Origin of the sequence: Pseudomonas juntendi (assembly GCF_021560075.1) — a bacterium.
Lineage (GTDB): Bacteria > Pseudomonadota > Gammaproteobacteria > Pseudomonadales > Pseudomonadaceae > Aquipseudomonas > Aquipseudomonas juntendi.
In genome coordinates this window covers 4600934-4627218 of the sequence record NZ_CP091088.1, presented here as the reverse complement: position 1 = coordinate 4627218, position 26285 = coordinate 4600934, and the positions used below count along the sequence as shown (strand labels likewise).

Here is a 26285-nt window from a genome sequence, read left to right as displayed (position 1 = left end):
CAAGTGGCCATGCGAGAAATCACATAGTCATTTGAGATTGCTGAGCCAAGTTTAGGGTTTCTTAAAAACCCAAGCAGTATTGAACTGAAGAGTTTGATCATGGCTCAGATTGAACGCTGGCGGCAGGCCTAACACATGCAAGTCGAGCGGATGACGGGAGCTTGCTCCTTGATTCAGCGGCGGACGGGTGAGTAATGCCTAGGAATCTGCCTGGTAGTGGGGGACAACGTTTCGAAAGGAACGCTAATACCGCATACGTCCTACGGGAGAAAGCAGGGGACCTTCGGGCCTTGCGCTATCAGATGAGCCTAGGTCGGATTAGCTTGTTGGTGAGGTAATGGCTCACCAAGGCGACGATCCGTAACTGGTCTGAGAGGATGATCAGTCACACTGGAACTGAGACACGGTCCAGACTCCTACGGGAGGCAGCAGTGGGGAATATTGGACAATGGGCGAAAGCCTGATCCAGCCATGCCGCGTGTGTGAAGAAGGTCTTCGGATTGTAAAGCACTTTAAGTTGGGAGGAAGGGCAGTAAGTTAATACCTTGCTGTTTTGACGTTACCGACAGAATAAGCACCGGCTAACTCTGTGCCAGCAGCCGCGGTAATACAGAGGGTGCAAGCGTTAATCGGAATTACTGGGCGTAAAGCGCGCGTAGGTGGTTTGTTAAGTTGGATGTGAAAGCCCCGGGCTCAACCTGGGAACTGCATCCAAAACTGGCAAGCTAGAGTACGGTAGAGGGTGGTGGAATTTCCTGTGTAGCGGTGAAATGCGTAGATATAGGAAGGAACACCAGTGGCGAAGGCGACCACCTGGACTGATACTGACACTGAGGTGCGAAAGCGTGGGGAGCAAACAGGATTAGATACCCTGGTAGTCCACGCCGTAAACGATGTCAACTAGCCGTTGGAATCCTTGAGATTTTAGTGGCGCAGCTAACGCATTAAGTTGACCGCCTGGGGAGTACGGCCGCAAGGTTAAAACTCAAATGAATTGACGGGGGCCCGCACAAGCGGTGGAGCATGTGGTTTAATTCGAAGCAACGCGAAGAACCTTACCAGGCCTTGACATGCAGAGAACTTTCCAGAGATGGATTGGTGCCTTCGGGAACTCTGACACAGGTGCTGCATGGCTGTCGTCAGCTCGTGTCGTGAGATGTTGGGTTAAGTCCCGTAACGAGCGCAACCCTTGTCCTTAGTTACCAGCACGTTATGGTGGGCACTCTAAGGAGACTGCCGGTGACAAACCGGAGGAAGGTGGGGATGACGTCAAGTCATCATGGCCCTTACGGCCTGGGCTACACACGTGCTACAATGGTCGGTACAGAGGGTTGCCAAGCCGCGAGGTGGAGCTAATCTCACAAAACCGATCGTAGTCCGGATCGCAGTCTGCAACTCGACTGCGTGAAGTCGGAATCGCTAGTAATCGCGAATCAGAATGTCGCGGTGAATACGTTCCCGGGCCTTGTACACACCGCCCGTCACACCATGGGAGTGGGTTGCACCAGAAGTAGCTAGTCTAACCTTCGGGAGGACGGTTACCACGGTGTGATTCATGACTGGGGTGAAGTCGTAACAAGGTAGCCGTAGGGGAACCTGCGGCTGGATCACCTCCTTAATCGACGACATCAGCCTGCTGATGAGCTCCCACACGAATTGCTTGATTCATTTGCTGATGAGAATTCAGAAATGAACATTCGTTGATGAATGTTGATTTCTGACTTTTGTCAGACCGTTCTTTAAAAATTCGGATATGTGATAGATATAGACTGACACGCACTTTCACTGGTGTGTGATCAGGCTAAGGTAAAATTTGTGAGTTCTGCTCTTAATTGAGCGAAATGCGAATTTTCGGCGAATGTCGTCTTCACAGTATAACCAGATTGCTTGGGGTTATATGGTCAAGTGAAGAAGCGCATACGGTGGATGCCTTGGCAGTCAGAGGCGATGAAAGACGTGGTAGCCTGCGATAAGCTTTGGGGAGTCGGCAAACAGACTGTGATCCAGAGATCTCTGAATGGGGGAACCCACTCAGCACAAGCTGAGTATCTTGTACTGAATACATAGGTGCAAGAGGCGAACCAGGGGAACTGAAACATCTAAGTACCCTGAGGAAAAGAAATCAACCGAGATTCCCTTAGTAGTGGCGAGCGAACGGGGACCAGCCCTTAAGTTGATTTGAGATTAGTGGAACGCTCTGGAAAGTGCGGCCATAGTGGGTGATAGCCCCGTACACGAAAATCTCTTATCAATGAAATCGAGTAGGACGGAGCACGAGAAACTTTGTCTGAATATGGGGGGACCATCCTCCAAGGCTAAATACTACTGACTGACCGATAGTGAACCAGTACCGTGAGGGAAAGGCGAAAAGAACCCCGGAGAGGGGAGTGAAATAGAACCTGAAACCGTATGCGTACAAGCAGTGGGAGCCTACTTTGTTAGGTGACTGCGTACCTTTTGTATAATGGGTCAGCGACTTATATTCAGTGGCGAGCTTAACCGAATAGGGGAGGCGTAGCGAAAGCGAGTCTTAATAGGGCGTTTAGTCGCTGGGTATAGACCCGAAACCGGGCGATCTATCCATGGGCAGGTTGAAGGTTAGGTAACACTGACTGGAGGACCGAACCGACTACCGTTGAAAAGTTAGCGGATGACCTGTGGATCGGAGTGAAAGGCTAATCAAGCTCGGAGATAGCTGGTTCTCCTCGAAAGCTATTTAGGTAGCGCCTCATGTATCACTGTAGGGGGTAGAGCACTGTTTCGGCTAGGGGGTCATCCCGACTTACCAAACCGATGCAAACTCCGAATACCTACAAGTGCCGAGCATGGGAGACACACGGCGGGTGCTAACGTCCGTCGTGAAAAGGGAAACAACCCAGACCGTCAGCTAAGGTCCCAAAGTCATGGTTAAGTGGGAAACGATGTGGGAAGGCTTAGACAGCTAGGAGGTTGGCTTAGAAGCAGCCACCCTTTAAAGAAAGCGTAATAGCTCACTAGTCGAGTCGGCCTGCGCGGAAGATGTAACGGGGCTCAAACCATGCACCGAAGCTACGGGTATCATCTTATGATGATGCGGTAGAGGAGCGTTCTGTAAGCCTGTGAAGGTGAGTTGAGAAGCTTGCTGGAGGTATCAGAAGTGCGAATGCTGACATGAGTAACGACAATGCGAGTGAAAAACTCGCACGCCGAAAGACCAAGGTTTCCTGCGCAACGTTAATCGACGCAGGGTTAGTCGGTCCCTAAGGCGAGGCTGAAAAGCGTAGTCGATGGAAAACAGGTTAATATTCCTGTACTTCCAGTTATTGCGATGGAGGGACGGAGAAGGTTAGGCCAGCCTGGCGTTGGTTGTCCAGGTTTAAGGTGGTAGGCTGGAATCTTAGGCAAATCCGGGATTTCAAGGCCGAGAGCTGATGACGAGTTGCCTTTAGGCGACGAAGTGGTTGATACCATGCTTCCAAGAAAAGCTCCTAAGCTTCAGATAACTGGGAACCGTACCCCAAACCGACACAGGTGGTTAGGTAGAGAATACCAAGGCGCTTGAGAGAACTCGGGTGAAGGAACTAGGCAAAATGGCACCGTAACTTCGGGAGAAGGTGCGCCGGCGAGGGTGAAGGACTTGCTCCGTAAGCTCATGCCGGTCGAAGATACCAGGCCGCTGCGACTGTTTATTAAAAACACAGCACTCTGCAAACACGAAAGTGGACGTATAGGGTGTGACGCCTGCCCGGTGCCGGAAGGTTAATTGATGGGGTTAGCGCAAGCGAAGCTCTTGATCGAAGCCCCGGTAAACGGCGGCCGTAACTATAACGGTCCTAAGGTAGCGAAATTCCTTGTCGGGTAAGTTCCGACCTGCACGAATGGCGTAACGATGGCGGCGCTGTCTCCACCCGAGACTCAGTGAAATTGAAATCGCTGTGAAGATGCAGTGTATCCGCGGCTAGACGGAAAGACCCCGTGAACCTTTACTATAGCTTTGCACTGGACTTTGAATTTGCTTGTGTAGGATAGGTGGGAGGCTTTGAAGTGGGGACGCCAGTTCTCATGGAGCCATCCTTGAAATACCACCCTGGCAACTTTGAGGTTCTAACTCAGGTCCGTTATCCGGATCGAGGACAGTGTATGGTGGGTAGTTTGACTGGGGCGGTCTCCTCCCAAAGAGTAACGGAGGAGTACGAAGGTGCGCTCAGACCGGTCGGAAATCGGTCGTAGAGTATAAAGGCAAAAGCGCGCTTGACTGCGAGACAAACACGTCGAGCAGGTACGAAAGTAGGTCTTAGTGATCCGGTGGTTCTGTATGGAAGGGCCATCGCTCAACGGATAAAAGGTACTCCGGGGATAACAGGCTGATACCGCCCAAGAGTTCATATCGACGGCGGTGTTTGGCACCTCGATGTCGGCTCATCACATCCTGGGGCTGAAGCCGGTCCCAAGGGTATGGCTGTTCGCCATTTAAAGTGGTACGCGAGCTGGGTTTAGAACGTCGTGAGACAGTTCGGTCCCTATCTGCCGTGGACGTTTGAGATTTGAGAGGGGCTGCTCCTAGTACGAGAGGACCGGAGTGGACGAACCTCTGGTGTTCCGGTTGTCACGCCAGTGGCATTGCCGGGTAGCTATGTTCGGAAGAGATAACCGCTGAAAGCATCTAAGCGGGAAACTTGCCTCAAGATGAGATCTCACTGGGATCTTGAATCCCCTAAAGGGCCGTCGAAGACTACGACGTTGATAGGTTGGGTGTGTAAGCGCTGTGAGGCGTTGAGCTAACCAATACTAATTGCCCGTGAGGCTTGACCATATAACACCCAAGCAATTTGCTAGCGCAGATTGCGGTGGTGAAGATGACATGAACCGAAAGTTCGCAAGGCATCACAAACATCACATATCCGAATTCGCTGGGCTGTCCATCTGGACATTCTGGCTACAGAATTTCTTGACGACCATAGAGCATTGGAACCACCTGATCCCATCCCGAACTCAGCAGTGAAACGATGCATCGCCGATGGTAGTGTGGGGTTTCCCCATGTGAGAGTAGGTCATCGTCAAGATTCATTTCGCAAAACCCCTATCTGCGCATGCAGGTAGGGGTTTTGTCTTTGTGCTCCAAAAAAGTCCCCTGGCCTCACAACAATCCCTGTGGGAGCGGGCGTGCCCGCGAACACGGGCGAAGCCCGTGCCATGCCCCCCAGCGAACGCATCACGCGTGATATCGTTTCCCCCACCAACCTCAGCTCAGCACCTGCCAGAGAGTTTCCGATGCCCCACACCACCCATCTTCACCCCGGCTTCATGATCGTACACGGCAACCGCCTCGACGATTTGCGCAGCCTTGTGGTGAGCTGGATGCGTCGCTACCCGCTGGCACCGTTGGAAAACGAAATCGCCCTGGTGCAGAGTAACGGTATCGCTCAATGGCTCAAGCTGGCGCTGGCGGAAGACCCGCTGGAAGACGACCAAGGTGGCTGCGGCATCGCCGCTGCAATCGAGGTTCAACTGCCCGGCAGCTTCATGTGGCAGTTGTACCGCAGCGTGCTGGGGCGCGATGAAATTCCCGAGGTATCCCTGCTCGACAAAGCGCCGCTGACCTGGCGCCTGATGCGTCTGCTACCAGCGCTGATCGAGCGCCCGCACTTCGAGCCGTTGCGCCGCTTCCTGACGGACGACGGTGACCTGCGCAAGCGCTACCAGCTGTCCGAGCGCCTGGCCGATCTGTTCGACCAGTATCAGGTCTACCGGGCCGACTGGCTCAGGGACTGGGCAGCGGGTGAGCACGTGCTGAACACCGCCCGTGGCGAACGCAAGGCCCTGCCCCCGGCTAACCGCTGGCAGGCCGAGCTGTGGAAGGCCTTGCTGGAAGACGTCGGCGAAAAAGGCATGGCGCAAAGCCGGGCCGGCGTGCACCAGCGCTTCATCGAACGTATCAATAGCCTGGAACAGGCTCCCCCCGGGTTACCCTCGCGGGTGATCGTGTTCGGTATCTCGTCGTTGCCGGCCCAGGCCTTGGAGGCATTGGCCGGCCTCGCACGCTTCAGCCAGGTGTTGTTGTGCGTGCACAACCCTTGTCGCCACCACTGGGCGGACATCGTTGCCGACAAAGACCTGCTGCGCCACCAATACAAGCGTCAGCAGCGCAAACAAGGCATGCCCTTGCAGCTCGACGACCAGGCCCTGCACCAACACGCACACCCATTACTGGCTGCGTGGGGCAAGCAAGGCCGAGACTACATCAACTTGCTCGACAGCTACGACGACCCGGGTAGCTACCAAGGTGTGTTCAGCGATGGTCGCATCGATCTGTTCAGCGACGGTTCACCCGCCACGCTGCTCAATCAATTGCAGGACGACATTCTCGAACTCCGCCCGCTGGCAGAAACGCGCGCGCTGTGGCCGCCAGTCGATCCCGCCAACGACCGCTCGTTCCGTTTTCACATTGCCCACAGCCCACAGCGCGAAGTGGAGATTCTCCACGACCAGCTGTTGGCCCGCTTCAGTGCCGACCCCACATTACGCCCGCGTGATGTCATCGTCATGCTGCCGGCCATCGACACATACGCGCCGCACATCCGCGCCGTTTTCGGCCAACTGCAGCGCAATGACCCGCGTTACATACCGTTCACCCTGACCGACCAAGGGCAGCGTGGTCGGGAACCTCTGCTGATTGCGCTGGAACACCTGCTCAAGCTGCCGGACAGCCGTTTCGCAGTCAGCGAAGTGCTCGACCTGCTGGATGTCCCGGCGGTAAGAGCCCGGTTCGGTATCCGCGAAAACGACCTGCCTACCCTGCATCGCTGGATCGAAGGCGCAGGCATTCGCTGGGGCCTCGATGCCGAGCAGCGAGCCAGCCTTGGCCTGCCCGCCGGGCTTGAACAGAACACCTGGCGCTTTGGTTTGCGACGCATGCTGTTGGGGTATGCCGTAGGCGTGGGCGAAGCGTGTGACGGTATTGAGCCGTACGATGAAATCGGTGGTCTGGACGCAGCCCTGATCGGCCCGCTGGTGGCCCTGCTCGACGCACTGGATGTCGCCTGCCAGGCCCTGGCCGAACCGGCCACCGTCAGCCAGTGGGGCGAGCGCCTGCATGCCCTGTTGCATGTGTTCTTCCTGGCCGAGGACGAGCACGACGAATTCCTGCTGATCCAGTTGCAGGATCTGCGCGATAGCTGGCTTGAAGTATGCGAAACGGTCGGCCTGCAGGACCCTCTGCCATTGACCGTGGTACGCGAGGCCTGGCTGTCGGGGCTGGACCAAGGCAAGCTGTCGCAACGTTTCCTGGCGGGCTCGGTGAATTTCTGCACCCTCATGCCCATGCGTGCGATCCCATTTCGGGTGGTGTGCCTGCTGGGCATGAACGATGGTGACTACCCCCGCGCCCAGCAGCCGCTGGACTTCGACCTGATGGCCAGCGACTACCGCCCCGGTGACCGCTCACGCCGTGAGGACGACCGTTATCTGTTGCTCGAAGCGCTGCTGTCGGCACGTGACCAGCTGTACGTCAGCTGGGTCGGGCGCAGTATCCGTGACAACAGCGAACGCCCGGCCTCGGTGTTGATCGGGCAGCTGCGCGACCACCTTGCGGCGGGTTGGCAACTGAACGGCGCACAGCAGGGCCAGGCGACACAGGCTGGCGAGCAGCTGCTGCACGCCCTGACCCAAGAGCACCCGCTGCAACCGTTCAGCCCGCGCTACTTCCAGAAGGGTAGCCCGCTGTTCAGCTATGCCCACGAATGGCAAGTGTTGCACCAGCAGAGCGAGTGCGACCCGCAGGGCGAACCAGCCCTGGCGCCCTATCAGGATGATGAAGCGCTTACCCTGACCCAGCTGAGTGACTTCCTGCGCCACCCGGTTCGGCATTTCTTCAGTCAGCGCCTCAAGGTGTACTTCGAAGCGCTGGAGGCGCCGACCCCGGACGAAGAACCCTTCACCCTCGACACCCTGCAGCGCTACGGCGCCAGTGAAAGCCTGCTCGGTGTCGCCTTGGCCGCACCGGGCAACGCCGAGCAGGCCCTGCAGGCTCAGGCCCGGCGTTTGCAGGCTTGCGGCGTGCTGCCACTGGCGGGGTTCGGCGAGCTGCTGCAAAGCGAGTTGATCGAGCCGCTACCCGACCTGCTGCAACGCCACCAGCAGTTGCTGCAACGGTGGCCGCGCTTGGTCGAGGGCGCTTTGCCCGTTCATTTCGAGCACGGCCGGCACCGTCTCGAAGGCTGGCTGGGGCGGGTATTCCAGGCCGACGACCAAAGCCTTCTGAGTATTACCACCGTGCCCAACACCATCAGTGCGGGGCGCAACAACTTGAAGTGGCACCGCCTGATCGCGCCCTGGGTCACCCACTTGGCGGCCTGTGCCGCAGGCTACGCCTACCATAGCGCCCTGGTCGCCAGCGACCTGACCTTGTTGCTGGCACCGCTGCCGCAAGGCGCCGCCGGGCAACTGTTGGGCGACCTGCTGGTGGCGCGCCAGGCCGCGATGAACGCGCCCCTGTCGGTCGCCGCCAAAACCGCTTTTGCCTGGCTGGCCCACGACGATGCCGACAAAGCCCTGGCCGCTGCGGCCCGCGCCTACGAGGGCGATGAACGCAACAGTTTCGGCGAGCGCAGTGAAAGCATCGCCCTGGCTCGGCAGTTCCGTGATTTCGCCGCACTCACCGCCGACGAAACCTTTGAAGGCTGGTGCGAAACCTTGTACCGCCCATTGTTCACCGCACCCTGGCAGACCCTGGGCAACCCGGAGAAAGGCGCATGACCCAGGCCCGCCCCTTGGCGTTGAGTTTCCCCTTGCATGGCAGCCAGCTGATCGAGGCCAGTGCCGGCACCGGCAAGACCTTCACCATTTCCGCCCTGTACCTGCGCCTGATCCTCGGGCATGGCGGCGAGCAGGGTTTTGCACGCGAACTGCTGCCACCGCAGATTCTGGTGGTGACCTTCACCGACGCCGCCACCAAGGAGTTGCGCGAGCGTATCCGTGCCCGCCTGGCAGAAGCTGCACGCTTCTTCCGTGGCGAGCTGGAGGGCGCCGACCCTTTGCTGCACCAACTGCGTGACGACTACCCGCAAGAGGCCTGGCCGCGCTGTGCCGGGCGCCTGGAAATTGCGGTGCAGTGGATGGACGAAGCAGCGGTATCGACCATTCACGGCTGGTGCCAGCGCATGCTGCGCGAGCACGCTTTTGACAGCGGCAGCCTGTTCACCCAGACCCTGGAAACCGACCACAGCGAGCTGCTGGGCCAAGTCATGCGCGATTACTGGCGGCGCTTCTGCTACAGCATGCAAGGCCAAGCGCTGGCGTGGGTGCGCAGCCATTGGGTCAGCCCCGACGCCTTGCTCCCGCGCATCCGCCCCTTGTTCGGTCGGGTGCGGGCCGAGCAGCACGGCGCGGAACCGGCGGCACTGATCGAGGCATCGCTGCAGCAGCGCAGCGAACAGTTGGCCCGGCTCAAGGCACCTTGGCTACAGTGGGCCGAAGAGTTGCGGCAGATCTGCCGCGATGCCCTGGCTGCCAAGCAGGTCGACGGCCGCAAGATGCAGGCGCGCTATTTCGAACCCTGGTTCGACAAGCTTCACGCGTGGGCTACGGACGAACAACAGGTGGAGCTCGACCTCGGTACCGGCTTCACCCGCCTGACCCCGGCCGGCATGGCCGAGGCCTGGAAGGGCGAGCCACCCGCGCACCCAGGCCTCGATGCCATGCAGACCCTGGCGCAACACCTGCAAGCCCTGGACAGCCCGGATGCCCCCCTGCTCGAGCATGCTGCCAATTGGGTTTCGGCACGGTTTGAAGTGGAGAAGCGCCGGCGGGCAGAAATGGGCTTTGACGATATGCTGGTGCGCTTGCAGCACGCACTGGCCAGTGAAGCCGGCGAGCGCCTGGCCGGGCTGATTCGTGAGCAGTTCCCGGTGGCCCTGATCGACGAATTCCAGGACACCGACCCGGTGCAGTACGGCATTTTCGAGCGTATCTACCAGATCAGCGAAAACCGCCCGGACACCGGCCTGTTCATGATTGGCGACCCGAAGCAAGCAATCTACGCCTTCCGCGGTGCAGACATTTACACCTACCTCGCCGCACGGCGGGCCACCAGCGGTCGGCTGCACAGCCTGGACACCAACTACCGCTCCAGCAAGGCCATGGTGGCGGCAGTCAATCAGGTGTTCCTGCAGGCCGAGGCGCGTCAGGGAGGGCGCGGGGCGTTCCTGTTCCGCGGTGCGGATGACAACCCGTTGCCGTTCATCGAGGTGCACGCCAAAGGCCGTAGCGAACAGCTGGTGATCAACGGCGAAGCCAGCGCTGCCCTGCAATGCTGGCAGTTGCAGAGCGACGAGCCGGTATCCGGCAGTGTCTACCGCCAGCAACTGGCCGCCAGTTGCGCCAGCCACATTGTCGATTTGCTCAATGGCGGCCAGCAAGGCACGGCCGGTTTCCGCAGTGCCGAAGGCGAACTGCGCCCCTGCCTGCCGTCAGACATCGCCATTCTGGTGCGGGATGGCCACGAAGCGCAGCTGGTGCGCGCCGAGCTGGCCGCACGCGATGTACGCAGTGTGTACCTGTCCGACAAGGACTCGGTGTTCGCTGCCCAGGAAGCCCACGACCTGCTGGCCTGGCTCAAGGCCTGCGCCGAGCCCGATTCGGAGCGCCTGCTCAAGGCGGCCCTGGCCAGCCTTACCTTAGGCCTGTCGTTGCCCGCACTGGACCGCTTGAACCAGGACGAGCGGGTCTGGGAAGGCTGGGTCATGCGGTTCCGCTACTACCGCGAAACCTGGCAGCGCCAGGGCGTACTGCCTATGCTGCGCCACCTGCTGCATGACTTCCAGCTGCCGCGCACGCTGATCCGCCGCAGCGATGGCGAACGGGTGCTGACCAACCTGCTGCACCTGGCCGAGTTGCTGCAGCAGTCAGCTGGCGAACTGGATGGCGAACAGGCGCTGATTCGCCACCTGGCCGAGCACCTGGCCAGTTCTGGCCAGGCTGGCGAGGACCAGATCCTGCGCCTGGAAAGCGACGAACAGCTGGTCAAGGTGGTGACCATCCACAAGTCCAAGGGCCTGGAGTATCCGCTGGTCTACCTGCCGTTCATCTGCACCAGCAAACCTGTGGACGGTAGCCGGCTGCCGCTGGCCTGGCACGACCCTGAAGGCCACGCCCACCTTACCCTGACCCCAGGCCAGGAGCAGATCGAACGCGCCGACGATGAGCGCCTGGCCGAAGACCTGCGCCTGCTGTATGTGGCCCTTACCCGTGCCCAGCATGCCTGCTGGCTGGGTGTCGCCGACCTCAAGCGCGGCAACCAGAAAACGTCGCAGTTGCACCGCTCGGCGTTGGGGTATCTGCTGGGTGGCGGCCTTGCCCTGGCCAGTTCGGCGCAGTTGGCCGACTGGTTGCAGGCCCTGGCCGCGGGTTGCCCGCACATCGCCTGCCCAGGCCTGCCGCCGGCGCAGCAGCAGGTGTATCGCATGCCCCACGCCGAACGTGAATTACTGCCGGCACGCAAGCCACGCCGCGCCGCCGCTGAGCACTGGTGGATCGCCTCCTACAGCGCCCTGCGCGTTGGTGACCAAACCCTCGGTGCCGACAGCTCGCAGGCCCAGCAACTGCAGGATGACGAAGTCGTCGATGTGCAGGTGCTGCGTGAAGTCCCGGCCGACAGCGGTGATATCCACCGCTTCCCGCGGGGGCCGAACCCCGGCACCTTCCTGCACGGTCTGCTGGAGTGGGCAGGCCGCGAAGGCTTTAGCCTGGTAAGCCGTAACCCGCAGTTGATCGAGCGAACCGTTGGCCAGCGCTGCAACCGCCGAGACTGGACGGGTTGGATCCCCACCCTCAGCCAGTGGATGCAGCGCTTGCTGAGCGAGGCCTTGCCGTTGCCCGGCAGTGGGCAGAGCGTGACGCTCGGGGAGCTGTGCACTTACCAGATCGAAATGGAGTTCTGGTTCGCCAGCCAGCGCGTCGACGCCGAGCAGCTGGATCGTCTGGTAGCACGCCACACCCACCCCGGCCTGGCGCGCCCGGCGGCGCAGCCGACGCTGCTCAATGGCATGTTCAAAGGGTTCATCGACCTGGCCTTCGAGCTGGACGGCCGCTATTACGTGACCGACTACAAATCCAACTGGCTTGGCCCGGATACCCAGGCTTACGATGCCCTGGCCATGGAAAAAGCCATCCTCGAACACCGCTACGACCTGCAGTACGTGTTGTACCTGCTGGCCCTGCACCGGCAACTGCGCGCGCGGCTGCCGGATTACGATTATGACCGCCACGTGGGCGGTGCCTTGTTCATCTTCCTGCGGGGCGCCAGCAGCAGCGGGCACGGCGTTTACTTCACCAAGCCACCGCGTGAATTGATCGAAAGCCTGGATGCGCTGTTCCGTGGCGAGCACCCGCCCACCCAGCAGGACCTGTTTGCCGGAGTCATGCCATGAGTCGCAGCCTTGTCGACCTTTTGCCCACCCCATTGCACGCCGAGTACCTGCTGGCGCTGGCGCCGCAAACTGACAGCGGTGACCTGCTGCAACTGCTCGACCGCTGGGTCGAACGCGGCTGGCTACGGCCGCTTGACCGTGCGTTCGTGTCATTTCTGGAAGAGCGGGCCCCAGGCAGTGACCCCTTGCTGCTGCTTGCCGCAGCGTTGGCCAGCCATCAACTGGGCCACGGCCACGTCTGCCTCGACCTGCAGCAAACCCTGGCCGAGCCCGACTTTGCCCTGTCGTTGCCGCCAGAGGGCGACGCACTGACCGGCCCGTTGCTGTTGCCTTCGCAATTGCTGGCCAACCTCGACTTGCAAGCATGGCGCCAACGCATCGTTGCCAGCCCGCTGGTGGCCGCTGGCGACGCACCGGGCCAGCAGGCGCGCCCACTGGTACTCAGCGGCCAGCGCTTGTACCTGCGCCGTTACTGGAGCTACGAGCGGCGTATCGACCACACCTTGCGCCTGCGCCTGAGCCAGGCTGAAGCAGCGCCGGCGGACTTGCCGCAACGCCTGGCGCAGTTGTTCGAGGGCGGCGCCCCGGCAGGCCAGGTGGACTGGCAGAAGCTCGCCTGCGCCCTGGCCACCCGCGCCGGCTTCAGCATCATCACCGGCGGCCCCGGTACGGGCAAGACCACCACGGTGGTGCGCCTGCTGGCGTTGTTGCAAGCGCCGGCGGTGGAGCAGGGCAGGCCATTGCGTATCCGCCTGGCGGCACCCACTGGCAAGGCCGCTGCGCGCCTGACCGAGTCCATTGGCCAGCAGGTCGAGCGCCTGCAGGTCAGTGCCCAGGTACGCGAGCAGGTGCCGACCGACGTCAGCACCGTGCACCGCCTGCTCGGTAGCCGCCCGGGTTCGCGGCACTTCCGCCACCATGCGGGCAACCCGTTGCCGTTGGATGTGCTGGTGGTCGACGAAGCCTCGATGATCGATCTGGAGATGATGGCCAACCTGCTCGACGCCTTGCCAGCGCGGGCACGCCTGGTATTGCTGGGTGACAAGGACCAGCTGGCCTCGGTCGAGGCCGGTGCCGTGCTGGGTGACTTGTGCCGGGACGCCGAAGAAGGCTACTACGCGCCGGCCACCGCCAGCTGGCTCGAACAGGTCAGTGGCGAATCGCTGGCTGGCAGTGGCCTCAAGGTTGGCGATGAACAGCGCAACCCGCTGGCCCAGCAAGTGGTGATGCTGCGCTTTTCGCGGCGCTTTGGCGAAGGCAGCGGGATTGGCCAGCTGGCGCGGCTGGTCAACCGGCAGGACGCCCACGCGGCGCGCAACCTGCTGGCCATGCCACCGGCTGATGTGCACAGCCTGGTGCTCAGGCACGAGCAGGACCGCGCCTTCGACCGCCTGCTGCTCGACGGCTTGAACCAGGGCAGCGAAGGGCCACAAGGGTACCGCAGTTATTTGCGTACCCTTGGCCGCTATCGGCCGTTGCTGGATACCCCGTTCGACGACCCCGCCTGGGAGCAGTGGGCGGGCAAGGTGTTGCACAGTTTCGAGGACTTCCAGTTGCTGTGTGCGGTACGCCGCGGTGCCTGGGGCGTCGAAGGGCTTAACGAGCGGGTGGCGCGGGTGCTGCACGGCGCCGGCCTGATCGATAGCCAGCAGCCTTGGTACGAAGGGCGCCCGGTGCTGGTCACCCGCAACGACTACGGCTTGGGCCTGATGAACGGCGACATCGGCATTGCCCTGCGTTTGCCGGACGAGCGCGGCGAGCCGCTGCTGCGGGTGGCCTTCCCGCGTAATGACGGCAGCGGCGGCGTGCGTTTTGTCCTGCCCAGCCGCCTGAATGAAGTGGAGACGGTATTTGCCATGACGGTGCACAAGTCCCAGGGTTCGGAGTTCGGCCACACCGCACTGGTACTGCCCGACGCACTGAACCCGGTGCTGACCAAGGAGCTGGTCTACACCGGGATCACCCGCGCCAAGCACTGTTTCAGCCTGGTCGAGCCGCGCCAGGGCATTTTCGAAGAAGCGGTGTCGCGCAAGGTAAGGCGCATTTCCGGGTTGATGCTGGAGCAAGTCTGACCCCGGCCCAAATCAGGTGGAGATCCCCTGTGGGAGCGGGCATGCCCGCGAACACGGGCGCAGCCCGTGCCAACCACCGCGGTGCCTGCCTTTCTACAGTGATGCGGCCATGTGCTATCGTTGCGCCGAGACCGGAAAGGACTTTGAGAGATTCCCCACATGCATGTGGCCGCAAGACGTGTGACAAGCTGTGCGGTTTCGCTATTGCTGGCCGTCCTGTTTATCGCTACGGATCCTGCCCGGGCGGACACTGCAACCACCAACGCCCAGGCGCAGCAACGGGCCAAGGCCGTCACCCAGGTCGTGCTGGGCATTTTCAGCTACGCGCGCTGGCCGGTGGAGCCGTCTCCATTGCGCCTGTGCCTGGTCGGCCCCACCGAATACGCTGATGACCTGATCAAGGGCCAGGTGCAGGCGTCTGGCCGCCCGCTGCAAGTGAAGCGCTTGCTGGCAGATGACAGTCAGGTCGCTCAGGCGTGTGATGCGATCTACATCGGCAAGCTCGACCAGCGCCAGCGTGACAAGCTGTTCGAGCGGGTCAGCGGCTACCCGGTCCTGAGCATCAGCGAATCGAATGACCCATGCACCCTCGGCAGCCTGTTCTGCCTGCGGGTCAGCGACCAGCAGGTGGCCTTCGAGGTCAACCTTGACTCGGTGGCGCGCTCCGGGGTGCGCATTCACCCCAGCGTGCTGCAACTGTCGCGGCGCCGGGCGGTGCAACCATGAAGCCGACCCGCAAGCGCAGCCTGCGCCCAACCCTGCGCTCGGTGCTGGGCCGTGCACACTTGAATGTCGCCTTGCTGGCCGTGGGCCTGGCCGGTATTTCCTTGACCCTGTTGGGCGTGCTGGCCTTGAGCGCCTACGCCAATCACAACCTGCAACTGATTGCCCGGTCGATCAGCTACACCGTGGAGGCGGCGGTGGTGTTCGATGACAGTGCCGCCGCCAGTGAAGCGCTGGGGCTGATCGCCAGCGCCGAGGAAGTGGCCGAGGCCAGGGTCTTCAATGGTGAAGGCGAGCAACTGGCGCGCTGGCAGCGTGCCGATTCGGGCATGCTTGCCCTGCTGGAAGCGCAGGTCGCCAGCGCGTTGCTGGACGAAACGGTCAAGCTGCCGATCATGCACCAGCAGCAACAGATCGGCCGCATCGAACTGGTTGGCCAGGGGCGTAGCCTGTTGCTGTTCATGCTGGGGGGGCTTGCCGGTATTCTGTGTTGCACGGTCTTGAGCGCCTTGGCTGCCCAGTACCTGTCGCGGCGCCTGCTCGGCGATATCACCCGGCCGCTGCGCGGCTTGGCCAGCGTCGCCCACGCCGCCCGCCGCGAGCGCAGCTTCGACCGGCGTGTGCCGGAAACGGCGATTGCCGAGCTCAACGAGCTGGGGAATGACTTCAACGCCCTGCTGGACGAACTGGAAGTGTGGCAAAGCCACCTGCAGAGCGAAAACCAGACCTTGGCCCACCAGGCCAGCCACGACAGCCTGACCGGCCTGCCCAACCGCGCCTTCTTCGAAGGGCGCCTGAGCCGCAGCGTGCGCAACGCAGCCAGCCAGCAGGATCACATGGCGCTGCTGTTCCTCGACAGTGACCATTTCAAGCAGATCAACGACACGCTGGGCCATGCGGTGGGGGACGAGGTACTGATCAGCGTGGCCGAGCGCCTGCGTGCCCAGCTGCGTGAGCATGATCTGGTTGCACGTTTGGGCGGCGATGAATTCGCCGTGCTGCTGACGCCCTTGCAAACGCGCCGGGATGCCGAGCACATTGCCGAAAAAATCGTCGCCAGCATGAAGCTGCCGGTGCAGCTGGACAGCGGCCGCAGTGTCGCTACGTCGGTGAGCGTCGGTATCGCCTATTACCCGGAAGACGGCGCCGACCCGGCCAGTCTTCTGGATGCCGCCGATACGGCGATGTATCAGGCCAAGCGCAAACGGCGTGGCCATTGGCAAGTGGCGCAGACGGAACGGTCCGCCAACCCTATCGACAACAGGAGCTGAACCCGTGATACAGGCTTTACGTTTTCCACTGTGGGCCGTGTTGCTCGCTGTGCTGGCGCTGACCGGCTGCCAAAGCGCGCCGCCCAAGGGGCTGACCCCGGAACAGATTGCCGTGCTCAAGCGCGAAGGCTTTACCCCCACCGATGAAGGCTGGGCGTATGACTTGTCTGGCAAAGTGTTGTTCGGCAGTGACCTGGACAGCCTCAACAGCCAGAGCCAGGCGATTGTCGAGCGGATCGGCAAGGCACTGCTGGGCGTGGGTATCCAGCGTGTGCGGGTAGACGGGCATACCGACTCGTCGGGCAAGGCGGCCTATAACCAGCAGTTGTCCGAGCGCCGCGCGCAGAGCGTGGCCAAAGCCTTGGTCGGGGTCGGCATGCAGCCGCAGAACGTCCAGAGCCAGGGCCTGGGCAGCAGCCAGCCGGTGGCAGACAACCGCACCAGCGCCGGGCGTACAGAGAACCGGCGCGTGTCCATCGTGGTGGCGTCTTACTGAGCCCCGTCACTGCTGGGCAAAGCGGATTTCCCGGGTCTGCCCCATCAACAACGGTGCATTCGCCTCGGTCACCCCACGGATGTAATCCCACAACAGTGTAATCCGCTTCAACTTGCGCAAATCCTCCCGGCAATACATCCAGAATTGCCGCGTCACCTCGATGTCCTCTGGCAACACCGTGACCAGCCGTGGATCCTGTGCAGCCAGGAAACACGGCAGGATCGCCAGCCCGCGCCCCTGCAGCGCCGCCGTGTACTGGGCAATCACACTGGTACTGCGCAAATGCGCGCTGGCGCCGGGAATCAAGTTGGCCAGGTACAGCAACTCCGAGCTGAACGCCAGGTCGTCCACGTAACTGATGAACGGGTGCCTGGCCAGGTCAGCCACCTGGCGAATCGGCGCATGGCGGTCCAGGTAGCCCTGCGTCGCATACAGCCGCAAACTGTAGTCGCACAGCTTGCAGCACACATAAGGCCCATGCTCGGGCCGCTCCAGGGCGATGACGATATCCGCCTCGCGCTTGGACAGGCTGATGAAGTGCGGCAGCGGCAGGATATCCACCGAAATGGCCGGGTAGGCATCGACGAAGTGGCTCAACTGCGGGGTAATGAAGAAACTGCCGAAGCCTTCTGTGCACCCCATGCGCACATGCCCCGACAACGCCACGCTCGACCCGGATACCTGCTCGCAGGCCATGTGCAGCGTGCTTTCGATCGACTCGGCATAGCCCAGCAAACGCTGGCCCTCGGCGGTGAGAACAAAGCCGTTGGTGCGCGACTTTTCGAACAGCAACGTGCCCAGCGCCCCCTCCAGCGAGCTGATGCGCCGCGACACCGTGGTGTAGTCCACGCTCAGCCGTTTGGCGGCACTGCTGGCCTTGCGGGTACGGGCCACTTCAAGGAAAAACTTCAAATCGTCCCAGTTGAGCGCGCTCAGGGATGTGAGATCTTTTTGCATGATGATCCGGTTTTTTTGTGCGTTCTTGTTGGATGTTTGCACATCTATACTCGAAACAAGCCTCAGGACGCCACCTCGCGTTTGCTTGGCGCTGGCGATCTCGTCCCTACAATAATTCCAAGGAGAACGCAGATGAACGCACCGCAATCCCCGAACCCGACCAAGGTCGACCAGGTGAAGCTGCTGATCGACGGCCAGTGGGTCGAGTCCAAGACCACCGAATGGCGCGACATCGTCAACCCGGCCACCCAAGAGGTGCTGGCGCGGGTACCGTTCGCCACGGTAGATGAAGTCGATGCAGCGGTAGCCGCTGCCCACCGTGCCTTCAAGACCTGGCGAGACACCCCGATTGGCGCGCGCATGCGCATCATGCTCAAGCTGCAGGCGCTTATTCGCGAACACACCAAGCGCATTGCCCAGGTGCTCAGCGCCGAGCAGGGCAAAACCCTGGCTGACGCCGAGGGTGATATTTTCCGCGGCCTGGAAGTGGTGGAACACGCCGCTTCCATCGGCACCTTGCAGATGGGTGAATTCGCCGAAAACGTCGCCGGCGGTGTCGATACCTACACCCTGCGCCAGCCTATCGGTGTATGCGCTGGCATCACGCCGTTCAATTTCCCGGCGATGATTCCGCTGTGGATGTTCCCCATGGCCATCGTCTGCGGCAACACCTTTGTGCTCAAACCGTCCGAGCAGGATCCGCTGTCGACCATGCTGCTGGTCGAGCTGGCGCTGGAAGCCGGCGTACCGGCCGGGGTGCTGAATGTGGTGCACGGTGGCAAACAGGTGGTGGATGCCATTTGCACTCATCAGGACATCAAGGCGATATCCTTCGTCGGCTCTACCGAAGTCGGTACCCACGTGTACAACCTGGGCAGCCAGCACGGCAAGCGCGTGCAGTCGATGATGGGCGCCAAGAACCACGCCGTGGTGCTGCCCGATGCCAACCGTACGCAAACCATCAATGCCCTGGTAGGTGCCGCCTTCGGCGCGGCGGGCCAGCGCTGCATGGCCACCTCGGTGGCGGTGCTGGTGGGCAAGGCCCGTGAGTGGCTGCCGGACATCAAGGAAGCAGCCAGCAAGCTCAAGGTCAATGCCGGGTGTGAGCCAGGCACCGATGTCGGCCCGGTGGTTTCCAAACGCGCCAAGGAGCGTGTGCTGGGCCTGATCGAAAGCGGCATCAAGGAAGGCGCCAAGCTGGAACTCGATGGCCGCGACGTCACGGTGCCGGGTTACGAGCACGGCAACTTCGTTGGCCCAACCCTGTTCTCGGGTGTGAAGACTGACATGCAGGTCTACACCCAGGAAATCTTCGGCCCGGTGCTGGTGACCCTGGAGGTCGATACCCTCGACGAAGCCATCGCCCTGGTCAACGCCAACCCGTTCGGCAACGGCACTGGCCTGTTCACCCAAAGCGGCGCGGCAGCGCGCAAGTTCCAGAGCGAGATCGACGTGGGCCAGGTGGGCATCAACATCCCGATCCCGGTGCCGGTCCCGTTCTTCAGTTTCACCGGCTCGCGTGGGTCCAAACTCGGCGACCTTGGGCCATACGGCAAGCAAGTGGTGCAGTTCTACACGCAGACCAAGACCGTCACTGCCCGCTGGTTCGACGACGACAGCGTCAACGACGGCGTGAACACCACCATCAGCCTGCGCTAAGGAGACGTCATGCGTATTGCATTCATTGGCCTGGGCAACATGGGCGCGCCCATGGCCCGCAACCTGATCAAGGCCGGGCACCAGTTGAACCTGTTCGACTTGAACAAGGCTGTACTCGCCGAGCTGGCCGAACTGGGTGGGCAGATCAGCCCGTCTCCCAAGGACGCGGCGGCCAACAGCGAGCTGGTGATCACCATGCTGCCTGCCGCTGCCCATGTGCGCAGCGTATACCTGAACGAAGATGGCGTGCTGGCCGGTATTCGTGCCGGTACACCTACCGTGGACTGCAGCACCATCGATCCGCAGACCGCGCGTGATGTGTCCAAGGCTGCAGCGGCCAAGGGCGTGGACATGGGCGATGCGCCGGTGTCCGGTGGCACCGGCGGTGCGGCAGCCGGCACGCTGACGTTCATGGTCGGTGCCAGCGCCGAGTTGTTCGCCAGCCTCAAGCCGGTGCTGGAGCAGATGGGCCGCAATATCGTCCACTGCGGCGAGGTGGGCACCGGGCAAATCGCCAAGATCTGCAACAACCTGCTGTTGGGTATCTCGATGATCGGCGTGTCCGAGGCCATGGCGCTGGGTAATGCGCTGGGCATCGATACCCAGGTGCTGGCCGGCATCATCAACAGTTCGACTGGGCGTTGCTGGAGCTCGGATACCTACAACCCATGGCCGGGCATTATCGAAACCGCGCCAGCATCGCGTGGCTATACCGGTGGCTTTGGCGCCGAACTGATGCTCAAGGACCTGGGGCTGGCGACCGAAGCGGCGCGCCAGGCACACCAGCCGGTGATCCTGGGGGCTGTGGCCCAGCAGTTGTATCAGGCCATGAGCTTGCGTGGCGAGGGTGGCAAGGACTTCTCGGCTATCGTCGAGGGGTATCGCAAGAAAGATTGACGCAAGAGGTGGGCTTCATCGCGGGCCAGGTGGCCATATAACCCTGTGGGAGCGGGCATGCCCGCGAACACCGGCAAAGCCGGTGCCATCCACCACGCTGCCTGTTTCGCGGGCGCGCCCGCCCCCACAGCGTTAGTTGTAGAGTGTCTGATCAGGCGAAAACGAAATACTTGCGCACGGTCTCGACCACTTCCCAGGTGCCTTTCATACCCGGTTCAATGACGAACACATCACCCGCCTTCAGGTGCTTCGGCTCTTCGCCTTCCGGGGTGATGATGCAGTAGCCATCGAGGAAGTGGCAGAACTCCCACTTGTCGTAATTGACCTCGAACTTGCCCGGGGTGCAGATCCAGGTGCCCATGATCTTGCTGCCGTCGGCCGACAGGTAGGCATTGAGGTTGACGGTGTGCGGATCGCCGCCGATGCGCTTCCACTTGGTGGCGTCCACGACCGGCGTGGGGCAGGTTTCGCGCAGGACGGTGATGAAATCGGACATGGCACAACTCCTGGTGACTGGCTGAATGACGGGTCACCATAGGGCCATCGGCCGAGCCGCAGTTGCCTGGGCTCGACGTCCAGCTGTCTGGTCGCGCTATGCCCACCAATACCGCACAAAGTGGAAGAACACTGGCGCCGCAAAGCACACCGAATCCATGCGGTCGAGCATGCCGCCGTGGCCTTCGATCATGTGCCCCCAGTCTTTCACCCCACGGTCACGCTTGATAGCCGACATCACCAGCCCGCCGAAGAAGCCCATGGCGTTCACGGCCAAGGCCATCAGCGCGGCCTGCCAGAAGCTGAAGGGCGTGATCCAGCACAGCAGGGCGCCGATCAGGGTGGCCAGCGCTACGCCGCCGGCCAGGCCTTCGACGGTCTTGGAGGGGGACAGGTTGGGCGCCACCTTGTGTTTGCCGAACAGCTTGCCGCACACGTACTGCAGCACGTCGCTGAGTTGCACCACCAGAATCAGCCAGGCGATCAGCAGCAGGTTGCGGCACTCGTAGCCGGGGATGTCCAGGGTCATCAGGGCCGGCACCGACGACACGCAGTACACGGCGATCATCAAGCCCCATTGCACTTTTGACGCACGCTCGAGGAACCGTGTGGTATCACCGCCCAGGCTGGCGAGGATCGGCAGCAGCAGGAACAGGTACACCGGGATGAAGATGCTGAACAGGCCATACCAGTCCATGGCGATCAGCACGTACTGCACCGGGAGTGCCACGTAGAAGGCTGCCACCAGTGCCGGGTAGTCGCTGCGCCGGGTAGGGGTGAGGGTCATGAATTCGCGCAGGGCATAGAACGACACACCGTAGAACAGCACGATCACACCATACTTGCCGAACACAAAGGCAATGCCGATCACCACCACCATTACCCACCAGGCATTGATGCGGGCGTTGAGGTTGTCGATCACGGCGTGCGGCGCCGGGCCGGCGCGCCATTTGAGCAGGCGGCCGACCACGCTTGCCAGCAGCAGCAGGGCGCCGATGCCGGCAAACAGGGAAAGGGTGTTGTTGTCCATGTCAGGCATCCTTGGGGGCCAGGTTCAGCAGGGCCTGGCTGGCCCGCTCGAGAAACGCCTGCTTGCTTTCATCGGCGTGCAGGTGCAGCGGTTCGCCAAAGCTCAGGGTGCACAGCAACGGCAATGGCAAGGCGCGCCCTTTGGGCATCACCCGGTTGAGGTTGGCGATCCAGACCGGTACCAGTTCGACCTGCGGGTGGGCGGCTGCCAGGTGATACAACCCGCTTCTGAAGGGCAGTAGCGGTTCGTCGCCAAGGTTGCGCGTGCCCTCCGGGAAGAAGATCAGCGAGTCGCCCTGGGCCACCGCGTCCAGCACCGGCTGCAAAGGGTTGCCTTGCCCTTCGCTGCGCTGGCGCTCGATCAATACCCCGTTGAAGACATTGCGGATAAGAAAGTCGCGGATGCCCGGCCTGGCCCAGTAGTCTGCGCCGGCCACCGGGCGCGTGCGTTGGCGCAGCACTTGCGGCAGCGAGGCCCACAGCAGCACGAAGTCGCCGTGGCTGCTGTGGTTGGCGAAATACAGGCGCTGCACCGGCAGCGCCGAGCACCCCAGCCAGAGGGCGCGGGCCCCGGTAATCAGGCGGGCGGCCGAGGTGATGACGTAAGCAGTCAGGTTGGCGAGCATAGGCAGGTGGTCATCCCTTCAAAGGCAGTGTCAGCAGGGTAGCCAAGGCTAGCGACAGCTGCAGGCCCAGGCATACGGCCTGACGGCGCAACAGGCCCAGTGCGGCCCGGCTGCGGGCAGGCCAGGCGCGGCCGTCGGTGGCCTGTGGTTTGAGTTTCAGTTCGAACAGGGCGCGGTCCAGGGCCTGGGTGTCAGCCGGCAGGTCTGCGCTATTGGCCAGGTGGGCAAACAGTTCGGCATCGATAGCCACGCGGATGGCCCAGTATTTGTGGAGTACGCCGAGCACCAGCAGCACGCTGCACAGCAGGCTCGCCAGCGGATGCAGCGGGGCATTGAGCAGCGGTGAAAGGCCATACGCCAGGGCCAGCAAGGTGAGGCCGTCGGACAGGCGCTCCAGCTGTTTGCCTCGGCCCAGCAGGATGGCGGCCACGCGCAGGTTCATGGCTGTGCTCCCAGTTGCTGGAGCGCATGGCGGTGGGCACTGTGCAATACGATGCCGGGGCGGGCTTTGCGGATAAGGGATTCTGCCTGCTGGGCGTCAACGCACCGGCCGGTCACCACCAGCCAGGCCGCCACGGCACTGGCGCTGCGTGAGTAGCCTAAAGCGCAGCAAACTAGCACCGGGCCCTGGGCGTGCAGGTGTTCGATGGCGTTGGCGGCCTGCTGTAGCAGGGCAACGTCTGGCGCTATCAGATCCAGGGTAGCGAAACACTGATAGTCAAGGGCTGACGCGATCGTCGTAGGAGCGGCCTTGCGTCGCGAAAGGGCTGCGGAGCAGCCCCGACAGTTTCTGCTGCGAAGCTGGAAACCCTGGGCCGCTTCGCGCCCCTCTCGCGACACAAGGCCGCTCCTACAATGGTTTGCGTTACACGGCAGTTCTGCGCACAGATCAACAATTGCAGCGAACTGCGTGTCGCGCCCTGAGATTCTCCCCAGGTACACACCATCGCACACCTCGTCGGCCTGTGGATGGCGCCGGGTCCACAGCCGCGAATTGAGCCATGCGCCCGCCAGATAGGGTGCCAGCAGCCACCGGCTTGCAGGCGACAAGCGCCCGTCATCACCCTTCTGAAAACCACCCGCCCCGAACACGGCGTAGTTCAGCGCCACCAGCCCCAACGACACCGCCGGCCAACTCAACCACAGCCAAGCCCCGCCCATCGCAGCGGCAGGGAGTACACACAGCAGGGCGCCCAAGGCATAACAAGCGGCAACCTTCCAGCGCTTGGCATCCTGAGCAAGACGGGCCGCCTGAAAGGGCAGGCGCCCTTGCTGCGGCCACAGCCACAGGCAGGCAAACCCCGCCAGCGCCCCCGTGGGCAGATCGATGAAATGGTGCTGCCAGGTGGTCAGCACCGACACCCCGATCAGCGCCATCCAGCCATGCATCAGCCAACGCCAGGGCTGGCGTTGCACATGCCGGGCAAACATCGCCCAGATGATCACCAGCAAAGCGATGTGCAGCGAAGGCGCCTGGTTGAATGGCTTGTCGAAGCCCATCAACACATCGAATAGCCAGCCGAACAGCCCGTCCAGGCCCGGCCGCTCGAAGGTGAACCGCAGCGGCCACAGCAGAAAACAGCAGACGCTGATCACCTGTGCGCTGAGTAACGCCAGCGCGTGGCGGTCCATTTCCTGGCGTGTGCGCGGCAGCAGGAAGGACAACCCGTACAGCAGGTCGATCGACCAGTACGGGATGATCGTCCAGGGCCACAGCGGCATGCCGTGCTCCCAGCCGAACACCAGGCTGCCGACATCACTGCGCCCAGCCGTGTAATTGTTCGCCAGCCCATAGCTGAGGAAGAACAACGGCCCCAGCAGCATAAGCCAGAACACACCCCGGCGAATCAGCCCGTGCTCGCGTGGCGGGCTCACTCAGCGCACCCGCTGTGCCAGGCTGACGCTGAAAATGCCCCATTCATCGATGCGCTGGGCCAGCTTGCGGAAGCCCGCGGCCTCAACCAGCTGGTCCATCTCGGCCTGGCTGCGCCGGCGCATTACCCAAGCCTCGCCACCGCGGTGGCTGGTGAGGGCGCGGGCAATCATCTCCAGTTGCGGGTGCCATGGCTGGCCGGTGTAGACCAGGTAGCCGCCATCCTCTATGGCGTCGGCCAGCCCGGCCAGGGAATTGCCCACCAGTTGGTTACTGGGGAAGAGCTCGTACAGCCCTGAAACCACGCCCAACGTTGGGGGTTGTTCAAGTGTGGCCAGGCTCTGGCGATCGAAAGCATCGCCCTGTAAGAAGCGGGCGATGTCGGCCAGGCCCTTCTCGCGGATCAGCGCGCTGCCTTGCTGAACGTTCAGTTCGCTGTAGTCGCGCAGCAGGATCGAATCTGGCAACTGCTCAAGGCCTTGAAGGGCTTCGAGGATATAGCGGCCATGGCCGGCCGCGATATCGACAATGTGCACGGGCCGTTGCTGTTCACGCAGGTGGGCGATGGCCAGGCGCAGCAATTGCTCGACGTGCAGCTTGCGTTGGCGTATGCCACGCCAGCCGATGGCGTCGAGGTAGTTCTGGTCGATCAGGCGCCCCAGTTTGCCCTTGCCGGTCGGCTGGTTGCGGTACACGTAGTCGAGGGTGCTGCCAGAATCGAAGCCGGTGTCAAACCCGAGCTTCACCCCCACAGACAGCCCCTTGCCCAGGCTCAAGCCAGCGCGGGTGGCGCGCCAGTAAAGGTCGCGGGGCGAGTTGCGCGGCAGCGGCGCAGCCAGGCTTTCTGCCTCGGCGCAACTGGCCCCGGTCTTGTCGGCATCCAGCAGTGAGGGCAACGCGGCGGGGCTGGCAAAGCAATGGTCGACAAACCGTTCGATGCGCCTCAGGGCATGGGCCCGATCACGTTCCCCCAAGGTGTCGTGGAAGAACCCGGGCAGTATGTGCATCTCCTTTCGTGTGCTGCCGAGCCGGTCGAAAAACCGTTCTTGCGGTTGGCGCTCGACCACGAAATCAGCCCCGGACACCAGCAGCTGGGTCGGCACCTGGATGGCCTGGGCGTCCGCCACCACGCGGTCGGCGGCCTCGTACAGGCCCAGCAGCATGGTTACCGAAATGGGCCGGCTGATCAGCGGGTCGGCCACGTACGACATCACCCGCTCAGGGTCGTGGGTGAGCAGGCGCGGCTTGACGTAGCTATTCACGAAGAAATTGCCGCGCAAGGCCTTCAGCAGCTTCAGGCCTGGGCGGGCAAACGGCACGTACAGCTTGACCTTGAACGCTGGCGAGGCCAACACCAGGCAGCGCACCTTGGGCGCGTAGTCGTGGGCCCAGGTGGCGATCAGCACGGCGCCGACGCTTTGTGCCAGTACCACCAGGTCCTGTTCGGCGATGCCGTGGTGGGCCTGGATGTGTTCGATGAAGGTTTGCACGTCGCGCACACTGGTGGCGAACCCCGGGCTGTCGCCACGCGCGCCTGGCGAGCGGCCGTGGCCGCGGGCATCCCAGGCGAAGAAGTCGTAGCCCGGCATGTCCAGCTCATCGGCCAGGTGGGCCATGCGCCCGCCGTGCTCATGGCCCCGGTGGAACATCACCACGGCGCGGCGTGGCTGGTGTTCGTTGCGGGTGGCAGGCCAATGACGGTAATGCAGCTCGACACCGTCATGGGTGGGGAAGTGCAGCGCTTGCGCTTGGCGCATGGTCAACGTCCTTTTGCGGTGACGAT

The 26285-nt window shown here is 62.1% G+C and carries 15 protein-coding genes and 3 rRNA genes; 11 read left to right on the top strand and 7 right to left on the bottom strand.

The genetic code is table 11. The features are described 5' to 3' along the window. The first annotated feature begins 81 nt into the window (after nucleotides 1–81). The 9 genes from L1P09_RS21470 to L1P09_RS21430 all read left to right on the top strand — a co-directional run bounded on the left by L1P09_RS21470 (nucleotide 82) and on the right by L1P09_RS21430 (nucleotide 16966). Nucleotides 82–1618 (top strand): 16S ribosomal RNA (locus L1P09_RS21470). A 281-nt stretch (nucleotides 1619–1899) separates the two neighbouring features. Further along, a 23S ribosomal RNA gene (locus L1P09_RS21465) occupies nucleotides 1900–4792 on the top strand. A 134-nt stretch (nucleotides 4793–4926) separates the two neighbouring features. Further along, nucleotides 4927–5042, top strand: a 5S ribosomal RNA gene (gene rrf / locus L1P09_RS21460). Together the 16S, 23S and 5S rRNA genes form the textbook arrangement of a ribosomal RNA operon. A gap of 208 nt (nucleotides 5043–5250) precedes the next feature. Beyond that, nucleotides 5251–8733 (top strand): exodeoxyribonuclease V subunit gamma, encoded by a 3483-nt coding sequence (gene recC / locus L1P09_RS21455; protein ID WP_054905851.1) that lies wholly within the window; start codon nucleotides 5251–5253, stop codon nucleotides 8731–8733. Next, a complete protein-coding gene (gene recB, locus L1P09_RS21450) occupies nucleotides 8730–12404 on the top strand; it encodes an exodeoxyribonuclease V subunit beta (protein ID WP_192440983.1) in 3675 nt (1224 codons plus the stop codon). Before recC ends, recB begins: the two co-directional genes overlap by 4 nt. Next, entirely contained in the window at nucleotides 12401–14476 is a 2076-nt protein-coding gene (gene recD / locus L1P09_RS21445; protein WP_054912323.1) for an exodeoxyribonuclease V subunit alpha, read from the top strand. The genes recB and recD overlap by 4 nt, the downstream gene beginning before the upstream one ends. A 159-nt stretch (nucleotides 14477–14635) precedes the next feature. Continuing rightward, nucleotides 14636–15202, top strand: coding sequence for a YfiR family protein (locus L1P09_RS21440; protein WP_033690595.1), 567 nt, complete (start codon nucleotides 14636–14638; stop codon nucleotides 15200–15202). Then, nucleotides 15199–16470 (top strand): diguanylate cyclase domain-containing protein, encoded by a 1272-nt coding sequence (locus tag L1P09_RS21435; RefSeq protein WP_054905848.1) that lies wholly within the window; start codon nucleotides 15199–15201, stop codon nucleotides 16468–16470. Before L1P09_RS21440 ends, L1P09_RS21435 begins: the two co-directional genes overlap by 4 nt. Nucleotides 16471–16474: 4 nt before the next feature. After that, complete coding sequence (locus L1P09_RS21430) at nucleotides 16475–16966, top strand: OmpA family protein (protein ID WP_054905847.1); 492 nt, start codon at nucleotides 16475–16477, stop codon at nucleotides 16964–16966. Between the two features lie 6 nt (nucleotides 16967–16972). On the opposite strand, the gene L1P09_RS21425 is transcribed toward L1P09_RS21430, so the two are convergent. Next, nucleotides 16973–17923, bottom strand: a complete 951-nt coding sequence (locus tag L1P09_RS21425) for a LysR family transcriptional regulator (protein ID WP_054905846.1) — start codon at nucleotides 17921–17923, stop codon at nucleotides 16973–16975. 132 nt (nucleotides 17924–18055) lie between these two features. Here L1P09_RS21425 and L1P09_RS21420 point away from each other — a divergent pair, with 132 nt between their 5' ends. Together L1P09_RS21420 and mmsB are read left to right on the top strand one after the other, a co-directional pair. Further along, nucleotides 18056–19582, top strand: coding sequence for a CoA-acylating methylmalonate-semialdehyde dehydrogenase (locus L1P09_RS21420; protein ID WP_054905845.1), 1527 nt, complete (start codon nucleotides 18056–18058; stop codon nucleotides 19580–19582). A 9-nt stretch (nucleotides 19583–19591) separates the two neighbouring features. After that, nucleotides 19592–20479 carry a 3-hydroxyisobutyrate dehydrogenase gene (gene mmsB, locus L1P09_RS21415; RefSeq protein WP_192440979.1) on the top strand — a complete coding sequence of 296 codons (888 nt, stop codon included), beginning with the start codon at nucleotides 19592–19594 and terminating at the stop codon, nucleotides 20477–20479. Between the two features lie 151 nt (nucleotides 20480–20630). On the opposite strand, the gene L1P09_RS21410 is transcribed toward mmsB, so the two are convergent. From L1P09_RS21410 to L1P09_RS21385, 6 genes are all read right to left on the bottom strand, one after another. After that, nucleotides 20631–20975 (bottom strand): cupin domain-containing protein, encoded by a 345-nt coding sequence (locus tag L1P09_RS21410; protein WP_003251579.1) that lies wholly within the window; start codon nucleotides 20973–20975, stop codon nucleotides 20631–20633. A 96-nt stretch (nucleotides 20976–21071) separates the two neighbouring features. Next, nucleotides 21072–22004 carry a phosphatidate cytidylyltransferase gene (locus L1P09_RS21405; RefSeq protein ID WP_235768087.1) on the bottom strand — a complete coding sequence of 311 codons (933 nt, stop codon included), beginning with the start codon at nucleotides 22002–22004 and terminating at the stop codon, nucleotides 21072–21074. Nucleotide 22005: 1 nt separating this feature from the next. Then, entirely contained in the window at nucleotides 22006–22629 is a 624-nt protein-coding gene (locus L1P09_RS21400) for a lysophospholipid acyltransferase family protein (RefSeq protein ID WP_192440977.1), read from the bottom strand. A gap of 10 nt (nucleotides 22630–22639) precedes the next feature. Then, entirely contained in the window at nucleotides 22640–23071 is a 432-nt protein-coding gene (locus tag L1P09_RS21395) for a hypothetical protein (protein WP_192440976.1), read from the bottom strand. Further along, nucleotides 23068–24504, bottom strand: coding sequence for a phosphatase PAP2/dual specificity phosphatase family protein (locus tag L1P09_RS21390; protein WP_235768086.1), 1437 nt, complete (start codon nucleotides 24502–24504; stop codon nucleotides 23068–23070). Before L1P09_RS21390 ends, L1P09_RS21395 begins: the two co-directional genes overlap by 4 nt. Then, nucleotides 24505–26259 carry a bifunctional alpha/beta hydrolase/class I SAM-dependent methyltransferase gene (locus tag L1P09_RS21385; RefSeq protein WP_235768085.1) on the bottom strand — a complete coding sequence of 585 codons (1755 nt, stop codon included), beginning with the start codon at nucleotides 26257–26259 and terminating at the stop codon, nucleotides 24505–24507. Nucleotides 26260–26285: the final 26 nt, after the last annotated feature.

Excerpts from the sequence above, each read along its gene's own strand:
- recC (WP_054905851.1), top strand. The coding sequence starts at position 5,251 with ATGCCCCACACCACCCATCTTCACCCCGGCTTCATGATCGTACACGGC.
- recB (WP_192440983.1), top strand. The coding sequence starts at position 8,730 with ATGACCCAGGCCCGCCCCTTGGCGTTGAGTTTCCCCTTGCATGGCAGC.
- recD (WP_054912323.1), top strand. The coding sequence starts at position 12,401 with ATGAGTCGCAGCCTTGTCGACCTTTTGCCCACCCCATTGCACGCCGAG.
- L1P09_RS21440 (WP_033690595.1), top strand. The coding sequence starts at position 14,636 with ATGCATGTGGCCGCAAGACGTGTGACAAGCTGTGCGGTTTCGCTATTG.
- L1P09_RS21435 (WP_054905848.1), top strand. The coding sequence starts at position 15,199 with ATGAAGCCGACCCGCAAGCGCAGCCTGCGCCCAACCCTGCGCTCGGTG.
- L1P09_RS21425 (WP_054905846.1), bottom strand. The coding sequence starts at position 17,923 with ATGCAAAAAGATCTCACATCCCTGAGCGCGCTCAACTGGGACGATTTG.
- L1P09_RS21420 (WP_054905845.1), top strand. The coding sequence starts at position 18,056 with ATGAACGCACCGCAATCCCCGAACCCGACCAAGGTCGACCAGGTGAAG.
- mmsB (WP_192440979.1), top strand. The coding sequence starts at position 19,592 with ATGCGTATTGCATTCATTGGCCTGGGCAACATGGGCGCGCCCATGGCC.
- L1P09_RS21410 (WP_003251579.1), bottom strand. The coding sequence starts at position 20,975 with ATGTCCGATTTCATCACCGTCCTGCGCGAAACCTGCCCCACGCCGGTC.
- L1P09_RS21405 (WP_235768087.1), bottom strand. The coding sequence starts at position 22,004 with ATGGACAACAACACCCTTTCCCTGTTTGCCGGCATCGGCGCCCTGCTG.
- L1P09_RS21400 (WP_192440977.1), bottom strand. The coding sequence starts at position 22,629 with ATGCTCGCCAACCTGACTGCTTACGTCATCACCTCGGCCGCCCGCCTG.
- L1P09_RS21395 (WP_192440976.1), bottom strand. The coding sequence starts at position 23,071 with ATGAACCTGCGCGTGGCCGCCATCCTGCTGGGCCGAGGCAAACAGCTG.
- L1P09_RS21385 (WP_235768085.1), bottom strand. The coding sequence starts at position 26,259 with ATGCGCCAAGCGCAAGCGCTGCACTTCCCCACCCATGACGGTGTCGAG.